This window comes from Blastococcus sp. SYSU DS1021 (genome assembly GCF_054050995.1).
Map to the genome: position 1 here is coordinate 74,662 of NZ_JBJHAL010000010.1, position 20,253 is coordinate 94,914.

23 protein-coding genes are annotated in these 20,253 nt (G+C 75.7%); 7 read left to right on the forward strand and 16 right to left on the reverse strand.

Annotated features, from left to right (window positions below):
* Positions 1–7 precede the first annotated feature (7 nt).
* From hemB to ACI8AP_RS09730, 7 genes are all read right to left on the reverse strand, one after another.
* Positions 8–1,006, reverse strand: coding sequence for a porphobilinogen synthase (gene hemB / locus ACI8AP_RS09700; protein ID WP_456589129.1), 999 nt, complete (start codon positions 1,004–1,006; stop codon positions 8–10).
* Entirely contained in the window at positions 1,003–2,547 is a 1,545-nt protein-coding gene (locus ACI8AP_RS09705; RefSeq protein ID WP_456589130.1) for a uroporphyrinogen-III synthase, read from the reverse strand. The genes hemB and ACI8AP_RS09705 overlap by 4 nt, the downstream gene beginning before the upstream one ends.
* 91 nt (positions 2,548–2,638) lie before the next feature.
* A complete protein-coding gene (gene hemC, locus ACI8AP_RS09710) occupies positions 2,639–3,625 on the reverse strand; it encodes a hydroxymethylbilane synthase (RefSeq protein WP_456589131.1) in 987 nt (328 codons plus the stop codon).
* A complete protein-coding gene (locus ACI8AP_RS09715; RefSeq protein WP_456589132.1) occupies positions 3,622–5,001 on the reverse strand; it encodes a glutamyl-tRNA reductase in 1,380 nt (459 codons plus the stop codon). Before ACI8AP_RS09715 ends, hemC begins: the two co-directional genes overlap by 4 nt.
* Positions 4,998–5,660: a redox-sensing transcriptional repressor Rex gene (locus ACI8AP_RS09720; protein WP_456589133.1), complete on the reverse strand. Its 663-nt coding sequence runs from the start codon at positions 5,658–5,660 to the stop codon at positions 4,998–5,000. The genes ACI8AP_RS09715 and ACI8AP_RS09720 overlap by 4 nt, the downstream gene beginning before the upstream one ends.
* A 276-nt stretch (positions 5,661–5,936) precedes the next feature.
* The gene (locus ACI8AP_RS09725; protein ID WP_456589134.1) at positions 5,937–6,179 is read right to left on the reverse strand and encodes a glutaredoxin family protein; all 243 of its coding nucleotides are present in this window, start codon (positions 6,177–6,179) and stop codon (positions 5,937–5,939) included.
* Positions 6,172–7,785, reverse strand: coding sequence for an AMP-binding protein (locus tag ACI8AP_RS09730; RefSeq protein ID WP_456589135.1), 1,614 nt, complete (start codon positions 7,783–7,785; stop codon positions 6,172–6,174). Before ACI8AP_RS09730 ends, ACI8AP_RS09725 begins: the two co-directional genes overlap by 8 nt.
* Before the next feature lie 196 nt (positions 7,786–7,981).
* Between ACI8AP_RS09730 and ACI8AP_RS09735 the strand changes: the two genes are divergently transcribed.
* The 3 genes from ACI8AP_RS09735 (at position 7,982) to ACI8AP_RS09745 (ending at position 11,081) form a co-directional block, all read left to right on the forward strand.
* Positions 7,982–8,743 (forward strand): sigma-70 family RNA polymerase sigma factor, encoded by a 762-nt coding sequence (locus ACI8AP_RS09735; RefSeq protein WP_456589136.1) that lies wholly within the window; start codon positions 7,982–7,984, stop codon positions 8,741–8,743.
* A gap of 112 nt (positions 8,744–8,855) precedes the next feature.
* Positions 8,856–10,067 (forward strand): DUF5667 domain-containing protein, encoded by a 1,212-nt coding sequence (locus tag ACI8AP_RS09740; RefSeq protein ID WP_456589137.1) that lies wholly within the window; start codon positions 8,856–8,858, stop codon positions 10,065–10,067.
* Positions 10,068–10,178: 111 nt separating this feature from the next.
* Entirely contained in the window at positions 10,179–11,081 is a 903-nt protein-coding gene (locus ACI8AP_RS09745; protein WP_456589138.1) for an HAD family hydrolase, read from the forward strand.
* Between the two features lie 181 nt (positions 11,082–11,262).
* Here the strand turns inward: ACI8AP_RS09745 and ACI8AP_RS09750 are convergent, their stop codons facing one another.
* The 6 genes from ACI8AP_RS09750 to ACI8AP_RS09775 form a co-directional block, all read right to left on the reverse strand.
* Entirely contained in the window at positions 11,263–12,174 is a 912-nt protein-coding gene (locus tag ACI8AP_RS09750; protein ID WP_456589139.1) for a lysophospholipid acyltransferase family protein, read from the reverse strand.
* The gene (locus tag ACI8AP_RS09755; RefSeq protein WP_456589140.1) at positions 12,167–13,273 is read right to left on the reverse strand and encodes an NAD-dependent epimerase/dehydratase family protein; all 1,107 of its coding nucleotides are present in this window, start codon (positions 13,271–13,273) and stop codon (positions 12,167–12,169) included. Before ACI8AP_RS09755 ends, ACI8AP_RS09750 begins: the two co-directional genes overlap by 8 nt.
* 10 nt (positions 13,274–13,283) lie before the next feature.
* Positions 13,284–13,382 (reverse strand): 30S ribosomal protein bS22, encoded by a 99-nt coding sequence (locus ACI8AP_RS09760; RefSeq protein ID WP_012854759.1) that lies wholly within the window; start codon positions 13,380–13,382, stop codon positions 13,284–13,286.
* Between the two features lie 296 nt (positions 13,383–13,678).
* Positions 13,679–14,032: a helix-turn-helix domain-containing protein gene (locus tag ACI8AP_RS09765; RefSeq protein ID WP_456589141.1), complete on the reverse strand. Its 354-nt coding sequence runs from the start codon at positions 14,030–14,032 to the stop codon at positions 13,679–13,681.
* Positions 14,033–14,362: 330 nt separating this feature from the next.
* Positions 14,363–15,181 (reverse strand): pyrroline-5-carboxylate reductase, encoded by an 819-nt coding sequence (gene proC, locus ACI8AP_RS09770; RefSeq protein ID WP_456589142.1) that lies wholly within the window; start codon positions 15,179–15,181, stop codon positions 14,363–14,365.
* Positions 15,178–15,441: a hypothetical protein gene (locus ACI8AP_RS09775; RefSeq protein ID WP_456589143.1), complete on the reverse strand. Its 264-nt coding sequence runs from the start codon at positions 15,439–15,441 to the stop codon at positions 15,178–15,180. Before ACI8AP_RS09775 ends, proC begins: the two co-directional genes overlap by 4 nt.
* 59 nt (positions 15,442–15,500) lie before the next feature.
* Here ACI8AP_RS09775 and ACI8AP_RS09780 point away from each other — a divergent pair, with 59 nt between their 5' ends.
* Positions 15,501–16,067 (forward strand): type 1 glutamine amidotransferase domain-containing protein, encoded by a 567-nt coding sequence (locus ACI8AP_RS09780; RefSeq protein WP_456589144.1) that lies wholly within the window; start codon positions 15,501–15,503, stop codon positions 16,065–16,067.
* Positions 16,068–16,074: 7 nt separating this feature from the next.
* On the opposite strand, the gene ACI8AP_RS09785 is transcribed toward ACI8AP_RS09780, so the two are convergent.
* On the reverse strand, positions 16,075–16,872 hold the full coding sequence (locus ACI8AP_RS09785; RefSeq protein ID WP_456589145.1) for a hypothetical protein: 798 nt from the start codon (positions 16,870–16,872) through the stop codon (positions 16,075–16,077).
* The gene (locus ACI8AP_RS09790; RefSeq protein ID WP_456589146.1) at positions 16,872–17,816 is read right to left on the reverse strand and encodes a Ppx/GppA phosphatase family protein; all 945 of its coding nucleotides are present in this window, start codon (positions 17,814–17,816) and stop codon (positions 16,872–16,874) included. The genes ACI8AP_RS09785 and ACI8AP_RS09790 overlap by 1 nt, the downstream gene beginning before the upstream one ends.
* An 86-nt stretch (positions 17,817–17,902) precedes the next feature.
* Here ACI8AP_RS09790 and ACI8AP_RS09795 point away from each other — a divergent pair, with 86 nt between their 5' ends.
* The gene (locus ACI8AP_RS09795) at positions 17,903–18,721 is read left to right on the forward strand and encodes a hypothetical protein (protein ID WP_456589147.1); all 819 of its coding nucleotides are present in this window, start codon (positions 17,903–17,905) and stop codon (positions 18,719–18,721) included.
* Here ACI8AP_RS09795 and ACI8AP_RS09800 read toward each other — a convergent pair.
* Positions 18,605–19,708: a GlxA family transcriptional regulator gene (locus ACI8AP_RS09800; RefSeq protein ID WP_456589148.1), complete on the reverse strand. Its 1,104-nt coding sequence runs from the start codon at positions 19,706–19,708 to the stop codon at positions 18,605–18,607. The two genes, ACI8AP_RS09795 and ACI8AP_RS09800, sit on opposite strands and share 117 nt — an antisense overlap.
* 81 nt (positions 19,709–19,789) lie before the next feature.
* On the opposite strand from ACI8AP_RS09800, the gene ACI8AP_RS09805 reads away from it, so the two are divergent.
* Together ACI8AP_RS09805 and ACI8AP_RS09810 are read left to right on the forward strand one after the other, a co-directional pair.
* Entirely contained in the window at positions 19,790–20,008 is a 219-nt protein-coding gene (locus ACI8AP_RS09805; protein ID WP_456589149.1) for a hypothetical protein, read from the forward strand.
* Positions 20,009–20,018: 10 nt separating this feature from the next.
* Positions 20,019–20,207 carry a DUF3072 domain-containing protein gene (locus ACI8AP_RS09810; protein WP_456589150.1) on the forward strand — a complete coding sequence of 63 codons (189 nt, stop codon included), beginning with the start codon at positions 20,019–20,021 and terminating at the stop codon, positions 20,205–20,207.
* Positions 20,208–20,253: the final 46 nt, after the last annotated feature.

Genomic DNA, 20,253 nt, shown 5'->3' on the forward strand with positions numbered 1-20,253 from the left:
CCCTGGGTCAGCGGGTCAGCAACCGCGCCGCCTCGACGGCCCAGTAGGTGAGCACCTGGCCGGCGCCCGCGCGGCGGATGGCGACCAGCGTCTCGAGGATCGCCCGCTCGCGGTCCACCCAGCCGTTGGCGGCGGCCGCCTCGACCATCGCGTACTCGCCGCTGACCTGGTAGGCGCTCACCGGCACCTGCACGGCGTCGGCGACCTTGGAGACGATGTCCAGGTAGGGCAGCGCCGGCTTCACCATGACGGCGTCGGCACCCTCGGCGAGGTCCTGCGCGACCTCGCGCAGCGCCTCGTCGGCGTTCGGCGGGTCCATCTGGTAGGTCGACCGGTCGCCGAACTGCGGGGCACCCTCGGCGGCCTCGCGGAACGGGCCGTAGAAGCCCGAGGCGTACTTGGCCGCGTAGGCCAGGATCGGCACCTCGGAGAACGCGGCGCTGTCCAGCCCGGCGCGGATGGCGGCGACCTGCCCGTCCATCATCCCGCTGGGCGCCACCAGGTGCGCGCCGGCCTGCGCCTGCGCGATCGCCACCGCGGCGTACCGGTCCAGGGTCGGGTCGTTGTCGACGACCCCGGCCGGGGTGACGACGCCGCAGTGCCCGTGGTCGGTGTACTCGCACAGGCAGAGGTCGGCCATGAGGACCAGCTCGTCACCGAGGTCCGCCCGCAGGTGCTGCAGCGCCACGTTGACCACGCCGTCGGCGGCGTCGGCCCCGGACCCGACCGGGTCCTTCTCCGACGGGATGCCGAAGAGCATGAGCCCGCCGATGCCCGCCTCGGCGGCCTCGGCCGCGGCCTTCCGCAGCGAGTCCTGGGTGTGCTGGACCACGCCCGGCATCGAGCCGATGGGCACCGGCGAGTCGATGCCCTCCTTGACGAAGACCGGCAGCACCAGGTCGGCCGGGGCCACCCTGGTCTGCGCGGTCAGCCGCCGCAGCGCCGGCGTGGACCGCAGCCGGCGTCCGCGCGCGAAGCCCGGGTTCGCCCCACCACCCTCGATCACTTGCCCTCGCCGTCCTCCGCCTCGCGCAGCGACAGGGCGTACTCGGCCAGCGCGTCCACCAGCGGCGCCACGGCCGCGGTCTCCGGCTGCACGTCGACCCGCAGCCCGAACTCCTGGGCGCTGGCCGCCGTCGCCGGGCCGATCACCGCGACGACGGTCTTGGCGTGCGGCTTTCCGGCGATGCCGACCAGGTTGCGCACCGTGCTGGAGGAGGTGAAGCAGACGGCGTCGAAGCCACCGCCCTTGATCGCCTCGCGCACCGACGCGGCCGGCGGCGCGGCGCGCACCGTCCGGTAGGCGGTGACGTCGTCGATCTCCCAGCCGCGCTCGACCAGCCCGGCCGCCAGGGTCTCGGTGGCGATGTCGGCGCGCGGCAGGAGCACCCGCTCGATCGGGTCGAGCACGTCGTCGTACTCGGGGAAGTCGGCCAGCAGGCCCTGGCTGGACTGCTCGCCGCTGGGCACCAGCTCCGGCTGGATGCCGAAGTCCCGCACGGCCTCGGCGGTCTGCTCGCCGACGCAGGCCACCTTCACGCCCGCGAACGCGCGGGCGTCGAGGCCCAGCTCGACGAACTTCTCCCGGACGGCCCGCACCGCGTTGACCGAGGTGAACACGATCCAGCCGTAGCGGCCGGTGACCAGGCCCTTGACGGCGCGGTCCATCTGGGCCGGGCTGCGCGGCGGCTCGACGGCGATGGTCGGCACCTCGACCGGCACCGCCCCGTACGCCCGGAGCCGGTCGCTCATGTCCCCGGCCTGGTCCTTGGTCCGCGGCACGAGCACCCGCCAGCCGAACAGCGGGCGGCTCTCCCACCAGGACAGCTTGGCGCGCTTGTCGACGGCGGCGCCGACGGTGGCCACCACGGGCCCGCTGAGCGGGTCGAGGCCGGCGGTCTTCTCCGCCACGGCCGACAGCTTGCTCACCAGGCTCTTCTGGCCGGTCCCGGAGCCGCCGGTCGTCACCACGACCGGGGTGCTGCCGGAGAGCCCGCCCTCCACCAGGCGTGCGGCCGCGTCGGGCAGCGCCTCGGCGGTGCCCTGGAGGACCAGCGTGCCGCCGGTCGCGGCGGCGGCCCCGGCCAGCGCGGCGACGTCGACGCCGCTGCGCAGGTCCGCGGTCACCGCGGTGCTGCCCGGCGCGACGCCGGCGAAGGCGGGGACGGCGGTGGCGGTCGCGACACCCGGCACCACGTCGAACGGCACGGAGGTGCGGCAGACGGCGAGCACCTCCTTGACCACGTCGTCGGAGGTGTAGGGGTCACCGGTGACGAGGCGGACGACGACCGCGCCGCCCTTCGCCGCCGCGACGGCGCCCTTGGCCACCTCGACGGGCTCACCGGACACCGGCGTCAGTTCGGCCTCCGGGTTGGTCTCGCGGACGGCGTCCTGGAGGGCGGCGGCGACGTCGGGGTCGACGAGGACCACCGACGCCTCGGCCAGCGCCGCGGTGGCGCGGGCGGTGAGCATGCCCGGGTCGCCCGGGCCGGCGCCGACGAACACGACCCGGCCGGACTGGCCTGCGGTCTTGCGGAAGCGCGTCATGCCGTGCTCCTGATCCTGGCCCGACTCCGTCGGGCGTCTGTTGTGGCCCGAGTCCTTCGGGCGTCTGCTGGGGTCTGGGTGGGGCAGGGGGTCACTCGCCGGCCGCCATCAGGGCGGCCGCGCCCCGGTCGAGCAGCTCGGCGGCGAGGGTGCGGCCGAGGGCGGCGGCGTCGGCGAGCGGACCCGTGAGCGAACCGCGCACGGAGTCGCTGCCGTCGAGCGCGGTCACCGAGGCGCGCAGGTACAGCTCCGGGCCGCTCTCGCCCTCGGCCACCTCCGCGTAGGCGGCGACCGGTGCGCTGCAGCCCGCCTCGAGGGTGGCGAGCGTCGCCCGCTCGGCCACCACGCAGGCGCGCGTGGCGGCGTCCTCGAGCCGGCCCAGCAGCTCGCGGGTGCGGGCGTCGCTGGTGCGGCACTCCACGGCGAGGGCTCCCTGGGCGGGAGCGGGGAGCACCTGCAGCGGATCGAGGGTCTCGGTGATCCGGTCGGTGCGGCCGATGCGGCTCAGCCCGGCCCGGGCGAGGACGACGGCGTCCAGGTCACCCGGGCCGTCGGGGGCGCCGGCCACCCGGGCGAGCCGGCTGTCGACGTTGCCGCGGATCGGCACGATCTCCAGCCCGAGCCCGAGGGCCCGCAGCTGGGCGACGCGGCGGGGGGCGCCGGTGCCGATCCGCGCACCGGGCGGCAGCTCGCCGAGGGTGAGCCCGTCGCGGGCGACCAGGGCGTCCCGGGGGTCCTCCCGCACCGGGACGGCGGCCAGGCTCAGCCCCGGCTCCGGCGCGGTGGGCAGGTCCTTGTAGCTGTGCACCGCCAGGTCGACCTCGCCGGCGAGCAGGGCCCGGCGGATCGCGGTGACGAACACCCCGGTCCCACCGAGCTGGGCGATGGCCGCGGAGGACCGGTCGCCCTCGGTGCTGATCAGCACCAGCTCGACCGGCACACCGGTGGCGGCGGTGAGGGCGTCGGCGACGGCCCGGGACTGGGTCTGCGCCAGCACGCTGGCCCGGGTGCCCAGCCGCAGCGGAACAGCGGTGCCCGCCACCGTGGTGGCGGCGTCCTGCACGTCGGCGGCGGTCATGCCGGGCCTCCCGGACGGTCGGGGTCGACGGTGACGGCGTCGGCCAGCCGGCCGGCGCCGGGGGTGACATCGGCGTCGATGCCCAGGCCGAACAGTGCCCGCAGCGCGCCGGCGTAGTCCGTGCCACCCGGCGTGGCGGCCAGTTCCTTCACCCGCACGGTGGGCTCGTGCAGCAGCTTGTCGACGACGCGGCGCACGGTGCGGGCGATCTCCGCACGCGCCCGCGCGTCCAGGTCGGGCAACCGGCCGGCCAGCCGCAGCAGCTCGGCGTCGACGACCTCGGCGGCCTGGCTGCGCAGCGCGGAGACGGTGGGCCCCACCTCGGCGGCCTGCCGCTCGGCGCGCAGCAGCGCCGTCTCCGCCTCGATCATGGCGCGGGCGGTGCTGATGTCGTCGGCCGCCACGGGCCCCGCGGTGGCCTCCCCGTCGCGCTGCTCGCCCTGCAGCAGCGCCGTGTTCCGCTCGCCCTGCAGGAGGGCCAGGTCGACGACGTGCACGCCGGGCAGCGCGGCCACGCCGGGGTCCACGTCCCGGGGCAGCGCGAGGTCGATGACCACCAGCGGCCGGTCGCGCCGGCCGGCCATCGCCGCGGCGACGACCTCGGTGCCCACGACCAGGCCGGTGGCACCGGTGCAGGTGAGCAGGACGTCGGCGGCGGCGAGCTCCTCGCCCATGTGGTCCAGCGGGGCGGCGCGGCCGCCCACGGCCTCGGCCAGCCGCTCGGCGGAGGCCGGGGTGCGGCTGCTGACGACGACGGAGGCACCGCGGCGGGCCAGCGTGGTGGCGGCGAGCGCACCCATGGAGCCGGCGCCGACGACGAGGACGGGGCGGCCGGCGAGGGCGCCGATGCGGGCCTCGGCCCGGTCGAGGGCCACCGACACCAGCGAGGCGCCGGCCCGGTCGATGCCGGTCTCGGAGTGCACCCGCTTGCCCACGCGCAGCGCGCGCTGGGCGACCGGGTGCAGGGCGCGGCCGACGGTGCCCTCCTCGCGGGCGAGGGCGTAGGCGGCGCGCAGCTGCCCGAGCACCTGCGTCTCCCCGACCACCATCGAGTCCAGCCCGGCGGCCACGGTGAACAGGTGGGCGACGGCCTGGTCCTCGTAGTGCACGGTCACGTACGGGGAGAGCTCCTCCACCGTGGCCCCGGCCTGACGGGCCAGCACCCGGCTGACGTCGGTGACGCCGCCGTGGAAGCGCTCGACCTCGGCGAACACCTCGACCCGGTTGCAGGTGGCGAGGACGAGGGCCTCGCTCACGTGGTCGCTGTCGACCAGCTCGTGCAGCGCCTTGACCCGCTCGTCGGGCCCCATCGCGAACTGCTCCAGCAGCGCGACCGGTGCGGTCTGGTGGCTCACGCCCACCGCGAGCATGCTCATGCCGACTCCTCCCCCACGGGCACGGCCCGCTGCTGGCCGAGGAAGGCCAGCACCTGCAGCTCGACGGACAGGTCGACCTGGCGGACGTCGACGCCCGGGGGCGCCGACAACGTCACCGGTGCGAAGTTCAAGATGCTCCTCACCCCGGCCGCGGCGAGCCGGTCGCAGACCTGCTGGGCGACCTCGGCCGGCGTCGCGATGACCCCGATGGAGGCCCCCGCGGCCGTCACGGCGGCCTCCAGCCCGGCCACGTCCTGCACGGTCAGGCCGCCGATGCGCTGGCCCACCCGGCCCGGCGCGGCGTCGAAGAGGCCGACGAACTCGAAGCCCCGGCTGCCGAACCCGGCGTAGTCGGCGAGCGCCGACCCGAGGTTGCCGATGCCCACGAGCACGCAGGCGCGGGACTGCTCGGCCCCCAGCACGCGGGCGATGCGCTCCTGCAGGGCGCGCACGTCGTAGCCGACGCCGCGGACGCCGCAGGAGCCCAGGTGGGACAGGTCCTTGCGCAGACCCGCCGGGTTGACCCCCGCGGCCGTCGCCAGCTCACCGGAGGAGACGGTCGTCCGGCCGCCGTCGGCGAAGCTGGTCAGCACCCTCAGGTACACGGCCAGACGAGCGACGGTGGCCTCCGGGATGGTCCGGGGCCGCGGCTGGATCACGGGCTCTCCACAGCGGTCGCGCCCGGGACCCGGCGGGCGCCGGGGGCGGTGCTGCGACATCGGGGACGCGAGCGCTCGGCGCGCTCGCGTCCGCCACGGTAACCGCTTGTGAACGCAGGAACAAAGTTGCCGACGCGGCGACGGGCCGTTGACCTGGACCGATCGGGTCACAGGTGTGGTGGAGAGCACGATAACCGCTGGCCGCCCGCCACCCGTACGGGGGGCCCGGGTCCGGCCCCGCCCCGGAACCGGGAGACAGCCGGACGGGGCCGCGCCTCAGTCCAGCCCGAGGTCCCGTCGCAGGCGGGGCACGTCGAGCGTGAAGTAGGAGTGCTCCCGGCCGTCGAGCAGCAGCACCGGCACCCGGTCGCCGTACTCCGCCTGCAGCTCGGGATCGGCGTCGACGTCCACCCGGACCGGCTCCAGGCCGGCGCGGGCGGCGATCGGAGCCAGCTGCTCGGCGGCGGTCAGGCAGAGGTGGCAGCCGTCGCGGACCAGCAGCTGCAGCCGCTCAGCCATCGGTGGCCTCGCCGGCCGCTGCGCCGACCGGTGCCGCGGCGTCGGTGCCGGTGAGGCCGAGCTCGCGGAGGCGGGCACGGCTGACCTTGCCGGTCAGCGAGTGCGGCAGCGACGGGAGGAAGTGCACCGACGTCGGGACCTTGTACCGCGCGAGCGACTCCGCAGCGTGCCGCTGCAGCTCCTCCACCGCCAGCCGCTCACCCGGCTCGAGGACGACGACGGCCCGCACCGCCGCACCGGTGCGCGGGTCGGGGACGCCGATGACCGCGCTCTCCGCCACCGCCGGGTGCTGCTCGAGGACCCGCTCCACCTCGGCCGGGTAGACGTTGAAGCCGCTGACGAGGACCAGGTCACTGCGCCGGTCGACCAGGTGCAGGTCGCCGTCGGCGTCGCGGTAGGCGAGGTCACCGGTGCCGAGCCAGCCGTCGGCGTCCGGCCCGTCGGCCCCGTCGGGCCAGAAACCGGAGAAGAGGTTCCGACCGCGCACCCAGATCTCCCCCGGGCCCTCGTCGGCCTCGTCGGCGTCCTCGTCCGCACCGGCGTCCGCGTCCCCGCCGTCGGGCGGGTCCACGGTGCGGGCGCCGACGGTCGCGGTGTCGCGCAGCTCCAGCTCCAGCCCCGGCACCGGGCCACCGATGCACGCGGGCTTGGCCCGGCCGGTGGCCAGGGTGCTGGCCACGACGGGCGCCGCCTCGGTGAGCCCGTAGCCCTCCCACACGGTGACGCCGGCCCGCTCGCGCATCGCCGTCCAGACCTCCTCGGGCAGCGGCGCGGCTCCGGCAGAGGCCACGCGCACGGCCGCGAAGCCACGGCGCAGCTCGGCGTCCGGGTGGGCGGGGTCCTCGAGGTTGCCCGCGTCGGCCGCGGCCAGCCAGGCCTGGTACATCGGCGGGGCGCCCGGCACGGCGGTGACGCCCTCCTCGGCCATCACCGCCAGCGACGCGCGCGGGTCGAAGGTCTCCTGCAGGACGGCGCAGGCCCCGGTGGCCGCGACCAGCCCGAAGCCCGCGTTGAGCCCGTACACGTGGAAGAGCGGCAGCACCAGGAGCACCCGGTCGTCGGGGCGGACCGGCGGCGAGGTCATGGCCAGGCACTGCTGCTGGTTGGCGCGCAGCGCCCCCGAGGTGAGCATCGCGCCGCGCGGCCGGCCGGTGGTCCCGCTGGTGTAGCAGAGGAAGGCCAGCGCGGCGGGGTCGTCGGGCACGGTCGGCGCCGGGCCGTCGGCCGCGGGCGGACCGGGGCAGACCGGCACGCCGGCCAGCGGGTCGCGGACGCCGGGCGCCACCAGGAGCGCAGCCCCGGAGTCGGTGAGGACGTGCTCGAGCTCCGGGTCGGTGTAGGCGGTGTTCACAGGGACGACGACGAGCCCGGCGCGCAGACCGCCCAGCACCGCCCGCAGCCAGTCCGGCCCGTTCGGCAGCTGCACGGCGACGCGGTCGCCGGCGGTCAGCCCGCGGTCGGCATACCCCGCGGCCGCCCGGTCCGCCGCCGCGTCCAGCTCACCCCAGCTGAGCCGGCGGTCCCCGGTCACCACCGCCGGGGCGTCGGGGTCGCGCTGCGCGGCGGCGCGTACCAGCGCGGCCAGCGACGTGCCTGCCTCGGACACAGACTCTCCTGTCGTCGGTGCGGCGCAGCCCCGGTCGGGGGACGCGTGGGACGCGCCCGGGTGGGCTGCCGTGGACGGCCAGGGGCGATGTTGTCACCATGGGGCCTGCGACGCAGCCCATGCGCGCCGTGACGGCGCGCGTGGCGAACGAGGACGGTCCAGGCACAGCGGGCCGACGAGGAGGTCGAACGCCCGCATGCCGCACCCCCTGGACGCCGGGCGGCCGCCCGGTGCCGGCCCCCGCCCGCGTCCGAGGCCGTTCCCCCGCGCGAGCGCGGAGGAGCTGCCGGTCGCTGGAGCGCTCGCCTCGCTCACCGGCCCTCCGGCCGCGCCGGACGACGACGCCGATCCCCTCCCCGTGGAGGTCGCCGCGGAGCTCGCCGACGCCGGTGCGGGCCTCGTGGCGGCCGGCGACGTCGACGTGTGGGGGCTGGTCCGCCGGGCCCAGGGCGGGGACGCCGAGGCGTTCGGGCGGCTCTACGACCGCTACGTGACGCTGGTGCACCGGTACGCCTACCACCGGGTCGGCGACCGCGCGACGGCCGAGGACGTCACCAGCGAGACGTTCGTGCGGGCGCTGCGGCGCATCGACTCGCTGTCGTTCCAGGGTCGTGACGTCGGCGCCTGGCTGGTGACGATCGCCCGGAACATCATCCGCGACCAGGTGAAGAGCAGCCGCTTCCGGCTGGAGGTCAGCACCGCGGACATGCGGGACGCCGACCGGGCGACCGACGGGCCCGAGGACGCCGTGCTGCAGCACCTGACCAACGAGGAGCTCCTGGCGTGCGTGAGGCAGCTGGGGGGCGAGCAGCAGGAGTGCATCGTGCTGCGTTTCATGCACGGTCTCTCCGTCTCCGAGACTGCCGAGATCATGGGGAAGAAGGACGGCGCGATCAAGGCGCTCCAGCACCGGGCGGTCCGGCGGCTGGCGAGCCTGCTCCCCGACGGGCTGCGGTGACCGCACCCAGGGGCCGGGCCGTAACCGGCCGGTCCGCTCCATCGTTGGACACGGGGCGGCGGACCCTCGCCGGGATGCGGACGAGCGCCGAGGCGAGGACGGGAGGTGGCGGGTGATCCGGCCCGAGAACGGCTCGACCATGACCGGTCCCCCGTCCGCACCCGACACCGGGGCGGCGCTGGCCGCTCGCCTCGAGAGCCTCGCCGCTCAGCTCGACACCGACCCCGAGCCGCGGTACCGGGCCCGCGCCCGCGCCCGGCTGGTGGCGATGGCTGCCGTCCGCACCCCGGAGCCCGCCGGCCGTTCGCTGCGCCGGCGGCTGCTCGCGGCTCGCGCGGTGGACCGCCCGCCGGCCCGGTGGCGGGGACGGCTGACCGCCGGGCTCGCCGGCGCCGCGGTCGGCGTCACCGGCCTGGCAGCGCTCGTGGCCGTGGCGGCCGGCGCGCAGCCGGGCGATCCCCTCTACGACCTCAAGCGCGGCACCGAGCAGACGCAGCTGGCGCTCGCCGGCGACAGCCGCGGCCAGACCCTGCTGGAGCTGGCCAGCACGCGCCTGGAGGAGCTCGCCCTCCTCGCCGCCGCCGGGGAGCCGGCGCTCGTCCAGCACACCCTGCGGGCCATGGACGAGCACACCGCCCAGGGGGCCACCTGGCTCACCGGGCGCGCCGTGGAGCTCCGCGACGCCGCACCGCTGGACACCCTGGCCCGCTGGGCCGCCGCGCACTCGGGCGGGCTCGCGACGCTGTCGGACGACGTCCCGGCGGCCGCCGCACCGGCCTACGGGGATTCCACGGACCTGCTCCGCGCACTGACCGCCCGGGTCGAGGGGCTGCGCGCGGCGCTGCAGTGCTCCGCGGGCCCCGCCGTCGTCGGGGACGACGCGCTCGGCCCGGTCCCCGGCCTCTGCCTCACCGCCGCCCCGCCCGCGGTGGTCGACGAGTCCCCGGCCGCGGTTCCGCCCGACACCGGCACCGGCACCGACACCGACACCGACACCGACACCGACACCGACACCGACACCACCGTGCCGCCGTCGGCCGGGCCCGCCGAACCCGCCGCACCCGCCGCACCGCCCACCCCCTCCGAGCCCGGTAGCACCCCTGCGGGCACACCGCAGGCGCCCGGGCCGGGCAGCGCGCCCACCGGTGGCGCCACGGCCACGCCCGGCGCCCCCCGCCCGTCGGTGCCGGCCCTGCCGGTGCCCGGCGGGCCCGGACCGGTCAGCAGCACGACCCGGCCGGCGCCCCAACCGGTGCTCGACGTCCCACTGCCCGGTCCGCTGAACCTCTGCCTGCCGCCGCTGATCACGATCGGCGAGTGCTGACCACGACCTGACCCCGGGCCACCGGCCCGGCTAGGGTCGCAAGGGCGGTGCCGGGCCGGCCGCAAGGCGCAGTCCCGGCGCACCGGGCCGGATCGAGTGAGGGAGGTCGCCGTGCCGCGACTGTCGGTGCGCGGTCGCCGTGCCGCGCAGTCCGCCGAGGAGACCCGCGCCCACGTCGCCGGCGCCGCGTCGGCGGCGGCGGCGGAGGTGGCGAGCCCGACGGCCGTCGAGCCCGACCTCACCGCTGCGGCGTTCTTCGACGTCGACAACACGATGATGATCGGCGCCTCGCTGTTCTGGTTCGCCCGCGGCCTCGCTGCCCGCAAGTACCTCACCAGCCGCGACATCGCCCGCTTCGCCTGGCAGCAGGCGAAGTTCCGCATCGCCGGCAACGAGAGCGCCGACGACATGCTCACCATCCGCGAGAACGCGCTCGCCTTCGTCGCCGGCCGCGAGGTCTCGGAGATCATGCAGGCCGGTGAGGAGATCTACGACGAGCTGATGGCCGACCGCATCTGGTCGGGCACCCGTGCCCTCGCGCAGAAGCACCTCGACGCCGGTCAGCGGGTGTGGCTGGTGACGGCCACGCCGGTCGAGCTCGCGTCGATCATCGCGCACCGGCTCGGGCTGACCGGGGCGCTGGGCACCGTCTCCGAGATCGTCGACGGCCGCTACACGGGGCGGCTGGTCGGCGAGCTGATGCACGGACCGGCCAAGGCGGAGGCGGTGTTGGCCCTCGCCGAGCGGGAAGGCCTGGACCTGTCCCGCTGCACCGCCTACAGCGACTCGGCCAACGACCTGCCCATGCTGTCCCTCACCGGCACGGCAGTGGCGGTCAACCCCGACACCGAGCTGCGGGCGGTCGCCCGCGCCCGGGGCTGGACCATCCGCGACTTCCGCACCGGGCGGAAGGCCGCGAAGATCGGCGTGCCGACGGTGGCCGCCGCCGCGCTCTCCGGCGGGCTGGTCGGTGGCGCGCTCGCCCTGCGCCGCCGCAACAAGCTGCCCTGGTGAAAAAGGACCCTCGTCCTCCCACGCCTCGCAGGCTCGGCGCGGGCCCCTGACGAGGGCCGTTCCAGCACCTCACCCCAGGGCACGCCCCGCGCGCTCGGCGCGGGCCCCTGACGAGGGCCGTTCCAGCACCTCACCCCAGGGCACGCCCCGCGCGCTCGGCGCGGGCCCCTGACGAGGGCCTTCAGCTGAAGACGCTCCTGCGGCGCAGGAGCAGCTGGTAGAGCGAGTGCTGGATGGTCTCCCGCACCTGGTCGGTCAGGTTGAACACCAGCATCGGGTCCTCCGCGGCGGCCGGTCCGTAGGACGCCGTCTCGATCGGCGCCCCGAAGGCGATCAGCCACTTGGAGGGCAGCGGCACCAGGCCCAGCGGGCCCAGCAGCGGGAAGGTGGGGGTGATCGGGACGTACGGCAGGCCCAGCAGCCGCGCCGCGGTCCGGGCGTTCCCGATCATCGGGTAGATCTCCTCGGCGCCCACGATCGCGCAGGGGATGATCGGCGCCCCGGTGCGCAGTGCGGCGGACACGAAGCCACCCCGGCCGAACCGCTGCAGCGTGTACCGCTCCCGGAACGGCTTCCCGATGCCCTTGAAGCCCTCGGGGAAGACGCCCACCAGCTCGCCGCTGGTGAGCAGCCGCTCGGCGTCCTCGTTGCACGCCAGGGTCGCGCCGAACTTGCGGGCGAGCGCGCCCACGACCGGCAGCTCGAACACGAGGTCGGCACCGAGCAGCCGGAACCGGCGGTTCGCCGGGTGTTCGTCGTGCAGCGCCACGGTCGTCATGAGCGCGTCCACCGGCAGCGTGCCGGAGTGGTTGGCCACCACGAGCGCCCCGCTGTCGGCCGGCACGTTCTCCAGGCCGAAGGTCTCCGCGCGGAACCACTTCTGGAACAGCGGGCGCAGCATGGGGAGCAGCACGTGATCGGCCAGGTCGGGGTCGAAGCCGAACTCGTCGGTCTCGTACTCGCCGGTGAGCCGCCGCTCCAGGAAGTCGATCCCGCCGACGACCTGCTCCTCCCAGCCCGGCGGTGCCGACGGCGCGGCCACGCGCGGCTCGTCCTCGTCGGGACGCAGCCGGATGACCCGGGCCTCAGGCATCGCGCACCGCCCGGAGGTCCGGCGCCGGTGGGGCCGGGCGCAGCCGCTGCTCGACGGCCGAGGCGGTGTCGCCGAGGCGGCCCAGCACCGAGCGCAGCCCCCCGCCGACCGCCCGGACCGCAGCGGGGTCCAGGAGCGGGGTGACCGTGCGCGCGTAGTCGGCGAGCGCCGCTGCCGTGCTGTAGCGAGGGGTGTAGCCGAAGGAGGTGCGCAGCACCGTGGTGTCCACCACCCGGCCGAAGTTGAGGAAGCGCATCTGCTCCGGGGAGTAGTCGACGAAACCGAACCGGCGCGAGAGGCGCCCGACCGACCCCAGCGCGGGTGAGGGGAGCGGCACCTCGACACGGCCGAGGCGGCGGATGGCCTGCGAGAGCAGCAGGGTGCCCTCGCCGCCCACGTTGACGGTGCCGGCGAAGTCGCCCGCGGTGGCGCGGGTGAGCACCGCCAGCGCGTCGTCCTCGTGCAGCAGCTGCACGCGGGCGTCGTAGCCCAGGGCGGTGGGGACCAGCGGCATGCGCAGGAACCCGGTGAGCAGCGAGTCGATGCGCGGACCGATGAAGTTGGTGAAGCGCAGGACGGCCACGTCGACGTCGGGACGCCGGCGGCCGAAGGAGCGCACGTAGCCCTCGATGTCGACGCTGTCCTTGGCGAACCCGCCCGAGGGCACCTGCCGGGCCTGCATCGCCTCGGTGAACACGGCCGGGTCGCGGGAGGACGCGCCGTAGACGGCGCTGGTCGACTTCAGCACGAACCGGCGCACCGAGGGCGCCCGCTGGCAGGCCGCGAGCAGCTGCATCGTGCCGATGACGTTGAGCTCCTTCATCGGCACCCGTCCACCGGAGCCGGCGGGCGTCGAGCTGATGTTCATGTGCACGACGGTGTCGACCGACGCCGTCGCGATGACCTTGCCGATCAGCGGATTGCGGATGTCGGCCCGCACGAACTCGGTACGGCCCAACCGGCGCAGCATGGCCGGGGAGGGCGGGACGGTGTCCACGCCGATGACCCGCTGGATGCGCGGATCGGTGGCGAGCTCGGCCGCCAGCGCGCCGCCCAACCACCGGCTCACGCCGGTGACGAGGACGACCGCGGGCGGCACGAGCCTCAGCTCACTTCTTGTTGCGGCGCTGGACGCGCGTCTTCTTCAGCAGCTTGCGGTGCTTCTTCTTAGCCATCCGCTTACGCCGCTTCTTGATGACCGAACCCACGTGTGTGCTCCCGACTTCGTCGCTAGATGATCAGCTCGCACGCGACAGCGGGACCGCATCCCGGTGTCGCCCGGCGACCGAGCGTACCCGAGCCGCCCCGCGGTGACGCTGCAGCACGGTCACCCCCGGGCGACGCTGCGGCTGACGCCGTCATCCTCCGGGCGCCGTCGCGGGCGGCTGCCGGCCCTGTCGCGCAGAGCCGGCCCTCGGCCCCGTCCGGAGACTCACCCCGAGCCCGCGAGGGGTGAGGAGGACGGGGCCCTCTCCCAGGCGACGACGTTGTCGCCGGCGCTCTCTCAGGCGATGTCGGTGTAGGCGTCGCGCAGGTAGTCCTGCACGGCGCGCTCGGGCACGCGGAACGAGCGGCCGACGCGCACGGCGGCGAGCTCACCGGCGTGGACCAGGCGGTACACGGTCATCTTGGAGACGCGCATCATCGAGGCGACCTCGGCGACGGTCAGGAAGGTGACGGCGGCGCGGGGGGCCGGGACGGCCGGGCGACCGATCGGCATGGCGGCCGGGTGCTGCGCGGGGACGGGGCGCCCCATGGCGGCGGCCGTCATCGGACGGCCCATCGGGCGGGGGACGGGCATCCCCGGACGGACGACGGTGGCGGCAGCGTGAGCGGCGTGGCGCTGGGGCATGGTCATGTCTTCGTCTCCGGAACCTAGCTCGTGTCGTGGCGCCGGCTTCCCCACCGGCAACTGAACACGCACGCGCTGGTACTGAGAGTAAGGGGGCGTGCGTGACGGAAGCGATGGTTGAAACGAACAGGCGGACCGGTCCGTCCTAGGCAGAACTACACCTATGCAACACGGTGCACACGCGTTTCGGCGCGTTTCGCGACACGGTGAGAACTCGGTGACGCAGCGTCGCCCATTTCCTCGTCTCCGTGCACTAGCGTGTTCGCCCGCTCACGCACCGTCCGGTCGATCTGTCGACTCGGGAAGGCGCCGGCACTGCGTCCTACCGGGTCGACGTCAGGACTTGTCGGCACCCAGCTCCACAGAACGGGCGTGCGCCGCCTCGATGGCCGCCATCAGCGCCGCACGGACGCCGTGCTTCTCCAGCTCCCGGATCGCGGCGATGGTCGTGCCGCCCGGGCTGGACACCGCCTCGCGCAGCTGGACGGGGTGCTCCCCCGAGTCGCGCATCATCACCGCCGCGCCCAGCGCCGTCTGCACGATGAGGTCGGCGGCCAGCGCGCGGGGCAGGCCCAGCAGGATGCCGGCGTCCACCATCGCCTCGACCAGGTAGAAGAAGTACGCCGGCCCGCTGCCCGACAGCGCGGTGACGGCGTCCTGCTGCGACTCCGGGACCCGGCGGACCTGCCCGACGGCGGCCAGCAGGGCCTCCGCCTCGTCCAGGTGCTCCTCACCCGCGTGCGCACCGGCCGACAGCACGCTCATGCCCTCGTCCACCAGCGCCGGGGTGTTCGGCATCACCCGCACCACCGGGACGCCGGGGGGAAGCGCGGCCTCGAGCCGCGCGGTGGGCACCCCCGCGGCGACCGAGACCACCAGGTGCCCGGTGTCGACGTGCTCGGTGACCAGGCCGAGGAGCGTGTCGATGTCCTGCGGCTTCACCGCGAGGAGGAGCACGCGCGCCCGGGCCGCGGCGTCGGCCAGCGACACCGCCGGCACGCCGTAGCGCCCGGCCAGCTCCGCGGCGCGCTCCGCGCTGCGCTCGACGACCAGGATCCCGTCGGCCCCGCCGCGCCGGACCAGGCCAGAGAGCAGCGCCTCACCGATCTTGCCGCCGCCGATGATCGCCAGGCCGCGGCGGCCGGTGGCCGTCACGACCGCCCACCCGCGACGGGCACCTGCGCGCGGACGGCGCAGCCGGCGGCCGGTAGGCGGCGGTCCTCGGTCGATTCTCCCCAGGGCATGACGTGCTCCCAGCTCTCGGGCGCGCGGCCGCTCCCGGCCGCGCGCTCTCCGGTGATGGCGATCGGTCGCGGCTGGACGGACGCGACGGCCGGTCCCCCGTCGCCGGCCACCACGACGACCGGGCAGCGAGCGGGCCCACCGGGGAACCGGCGGCGCGGGTGGACGGGCACGCCCGAAACCGTAGTGCTCCGGCGTGTGCCGGTTCAGGGCGCCGGGTAGCGCCGCCGTCATGGCAGGAGAACTGGACGGGATGAGGGTGGCCGTGCTGGCCACCGACGGTGTCGAGCAGGTCGAGCTGGACCGGCCCTGGCAGGCGCTCGAGGAGGCCGGTGCCGAGCCGGAGCTGGTGTCGTTCTCGACCGGCACGATCACCGCTTACGACCACATCGACAAGGGCGAGCACCGCACGGTGGACACCGACCTCGGGTCGGCGGACCCGGACGACTACGCGGCGCTGGTCCTGCCGGGCGGCGTGATCAACGGCGACTTCGTGCGCGCCGACGCCGACGCGGTGACCTTCGTCAAGGCCTTCTTCGAGGCGGGGAAGCCGGTGGCGGCGATCTGCCACGCGCCCTGGGTGCTGATCGAGGCCGACGTGGTCCGCGGCCGGCGCATGACCTCCTGGCCGTCACTGCAGACCGACCTGCGCAACGCGGGCGCGAACTGGGTGGACGAGGAGGTCGTCGTCGACGGGAACCTGATCACCAGCCGCAAGCCCGACGACCTGGACGCGTTCGGGGCGGCGATCGTCGAGGAGTTCGCGGCCTCGCGCGACGCCGAGCCGGCCGACGCCTGACGGCGGATCAGGACGTCGCGAGGAGGGTGGCCGCCGGGGCGATGGTCAGCAGGGTCCCGGCGAACACCAGGACGGCGAGCAGCCGGGCGCCGACCGGCTCGGCGCCCTGGCGCTCCCGCCACACGTTGACCCCGCTCACCAGGCCGGCGACCGCGAGCGGGGCGAGGAAGACCGCCAGGTGCGGGATCATCTCCCACAGCACCGTGGCCGCGAAGTAGATGCCCACCCCGGCCGCGAGGGCGATGACCAGCTCGCCGGCGAACCGGAGCCAGGCCAGCGCGCTCTCCCGCGGGGTGACGTCCAGGTCGGCGTCCGGGTCGCCGGCCCGCACGACCGGGATCGGCCCGGTCGAGGGGACGCCGTCGCGGGACGACTTCTCGGTGGCCGGCGCGTCGGTGACCGATGCCTCGCGGGCGGGCCGGCGCGTGGCCGTGCGCTGCGCGCCGGCGGCCTCGGCGGGCCGCCGCAGCGGCGGCACCGGACCCGAGGGGTGCGGCACCCCGGGCTTGCGGTCCGGCCGCAGGCCGGGGATCGCGGCGGTCACCGGGTCGGCGGCCCGGCCCGACGCCCGGGCCCCGTGACTGCGCGCCGGGGCCGGCTCCGGCAACTGCGCGTCGCTGCGCCGCCGGCCGTACCCGGAGCGGTCGACACCGGCGTCCGCGCGGCGCTGGCGGATCCCGGTGTCGTCCTCGTCCTCGACCCGGCGACGGCGGGCGGTGCGGGCGGCGGACTCGATGCCTGCCTCCCGCAGGATCTCGGCGAGCGAGCGACCTCCCGTGTCCGGGTTCCAGTCCGGCTCGGCCATCACGCGCCTCCCAACGAGTCCAGCCTGCGCAGGATGACTCCCTCGCGCAGCGCCCACGGACAGATCCGCACGGACGGTACGTCGAGCGCACGCAGAGTAGCGGCAGCCACGACCGCACCGGCGGGAACCTGGTGCGCCCGCGCGGCGGACACGCCCGGCAGCTCGGCCAGCGCCGACGAGCCGATGCGCGAGACGAAGCCGACCAGCTGACCCAGCCCGGTCGCGGTCAGCTCCCGGGGGACGCGCAGCCCGGCGCCCGACGGCGCGGCCCCGGCGAGCCGGGCGAGGGTGCGGAAGGTCTTGCTCGTGGCGGCCACCAGGTCCGGCGGACCGGCCGCGGCGATCTTCTCCGCCGCCGGCCCGAGCAGGTCGGCGGCGTGCGCGGCGAGCTCGTCCAGGGCTGCGAGGTCGGGGCGTCCACCCTCCTCCGCCCGGGGCAGGAACCGCCGCGTCATCCGGCCCGCCCCCAGGGGGAGGGAGAGGGCCACCTCGGGGTCCTCGTCGATGCCCGCGGCGAGCTCCAGGGAGCCCCCGCCGATGTCGAGCACCAGCAGCCGGCCGGCGCTCCAGCCGAACCAGCGCCGGACGGCGAGGAAGGTCAGCCGCGCCTCCTCCTCGCCGCTGAGCACCTGCAGCTCCACACCGGTGCGCCGCTGGACCCGGTCCAGCACCTCCAGGCCGTTGGCCGCCTCGCGGATGGCCGAGGTGACCAGCGCCATGAACTCGTCGCAGCGCTGCGCCTCCGCCTGCGCGCGGGCGTCCTGGACCGCCTGGAGGAGCGCCTTCTCCCCCGCCTTGGACAGCACGTCGTCGGGCCCCACGTGCTCGGCCAGCCGGAGCACCGACCTGTCGTCGTGCATCGGCGTGGGGTGCGCACCGCGGTGGGCGTCCACCACCAGCAGATGCACGGTGTTCGATCCGACGTCCAGCACACCCAACCGCATGCGAGCGATTCTGCCTGGCCCCCTCCAGAGGCTCGCGCCGAGCGGAGCGAGGCGTGCGGCCGCGGGGGGCCTTCTAGGCTGGCCCGGTGCGAAACGAGCCTCCCGACGAGGTCGACCCGGACTTCCCCCGCGAGTGGGTGGAGTTCCCCGATCCCGCCGACCCCGAGCACGTCGTCCGGGCGGACCTGACCTGGCTGACGTCGGCGTGGACGTGCGTCTTCGGCCGGGGCTGCGCGGGCGTCGTCGAGGGCCGGGCGGACGACGGCTGCTGCAGCCACGGGGCCTTCTTCACCGACGAGGACGACCTGCACCGGGTGACCGCCGCGGTGGCCGACCTCACCGGCGAGGACTGGCAGCTCGCCCCGATCGGGCGCGGCGCGTGGACCGAGGAGGACGGCGCCGACGACGAGGACGCCACCCGGTCGCTCCGGACCCGCGTGGTGGACGGCGCCTGCGTCTTCCTGAACCGGCCGGGGTTCTCCGGCGGCACGGGGTGCGCGCTGCACCGGATGGCGCTGCGCACCGGCCTGCACCCCCTCACCACCAAGCCGGACGTGTGCTGGCAGCTGCCGGTCCGCCGCGAGCAGGAGCACGTGGACCGCCCCGACGGCACGCGGGTGCTGGTCTCGACGATCGGTGAGTTCGACCGGCGCGGGTGGGGGCCCGGCGGTGCCGACCTGCACTGGTGGTGCACCGGCTCCCCGACGGCGCACGTCTCCCCCGAGCCGCTGGTCGAGACCTACGCCGCGGAGCTGGTCGCGCTGCTCGGGGCGCCGGCCTACGAGGAGCTACGCCGGCTGGCCGAGCTCCGGCTCGACCTGGGCCTGATCGCCCCGCACCCCGCCAGCCCGGCGCTCGCCGGGCCGGTACCCCTCCAGCTGCACCGGCGGCGCCCCGACGCGTGACGCCCCGCCGGTCCGGAAGGTCTGCCGGTAGGAGCGCGGGGAGACCCCGCGCCGGCGGGCGAACTGCTCGCGGAGCCCGGCGGCGGTCCCGAAGCCCACCAGCCGGGCGATCTCCTCGACGGGCGCATCGCTGTTCTCCAGCAGCTCCTCGGCCGCCGCCAGCCGCTGCGCGAGCACCCAGGCGTGCGGCGTCGTCCCGGTCGTGGCCTTGAACCGCCGGGCGAAGCTGCGCGGGCTCATCAGGGCCCGGCGCGCCAGGACGTCGACCGACAGGTCCTCGGCGAGGTGCCGACCGGCCCACTCCAGGACGACGCCCAGCAGGTCGTCGGAGCAGGCGGGGACCGGGGCGTCGACGAACTGCGCCTGACCGCCGTCGCGGTGCGGTGGGACGACCATCTCCCGGGCGAGCGCGTTCGCCGCTGTCGCGCCCCACTCGCGGCGCACCAGGTGCAGCAGCGCGTCGACGCCGGCCGCCGTCCCCGCACCGGTGATCACCTGCCCGTTGTCGACGTAGAGGACGGCAGGGTCGACGTCGAGAGCGGGGAACCGCGCGGCGAGCTCCCCGGCGTACTTCCAGTGCGTGGTCACCCGCCGCCCGTCCAGCAGGCCGGCGGCGGCGAGCACGAAGGCCCCGGTGCAGTGGCTCACCAGGATCGCGCCGCGGGCAGCAGCGGCCCGCAGCGCGTCCAGCAGCTCCGCCGAGGGGTCCTCCTCGAACACCTCCCAGGCGGTGATCAGCACGATGCCGGAGCGCGCCAGGCGGTCGAGGCCCTGCTCGACGACGATCGGGATGCCGGTGTCGGTACGGAGCACGCCGGGCCGCTCGGTGACCAGCCCGAAGTCGAAGACGGGCAGGCCGAGGGCGCGGCGGTCGTAGCCGAACACCTCGGCGGCGACCCCCACCCCGAAGCTGCCGACGAGACCGTCGGCCACGACGGCGCTGACGACGACGGGAGCGGCGCCGGTGCCGGGCGCGGTGCTGGGCATGTGCAGATGATGGCAGAAACCATGCGATGTCGGTCGTTCCTGCCACTCGTCCCGCCGGCCCGACCGGCGCAGGCTGCCGGCATGCTGCTGATCACCTGCCCCGTCACCCGCTCCGACGAGCTGGTCGCCGACCGGCGGATCCGGTCGGTCACCAACCACCCGACGCACATCGCGCTGCACGTCGAGTGCCCCGCCTGCGGCGCCGTGCACGCGTACCGGACCGGCCGCCGCTGGGAGGCCGCCCGGGCCGCGCGCGCCGCCGCACCCGCCCGGGAGGCGAGGGAGCTGCACCCGGCCTAGGATCGAACACATGAGCGAACCGAACGCCGCGGACCAGACCACCGAGAAGGACCCGGACGAGTGGGTCACCGGTGACGAGCCCGCCACGGGTGCGCAGAAGAGCTACCTCGAGACGCTCGCCCGGGGCACCGACGAGGAGATCCCGGAGGAGATCTCGAAGGCCGACGCCTCGAAGAAGATCGACGACCTGAAGTCGTAGGACCCCGGCCCCGTCCCGGGTCCCACCCCGAGCGTGCGAGGGGTGG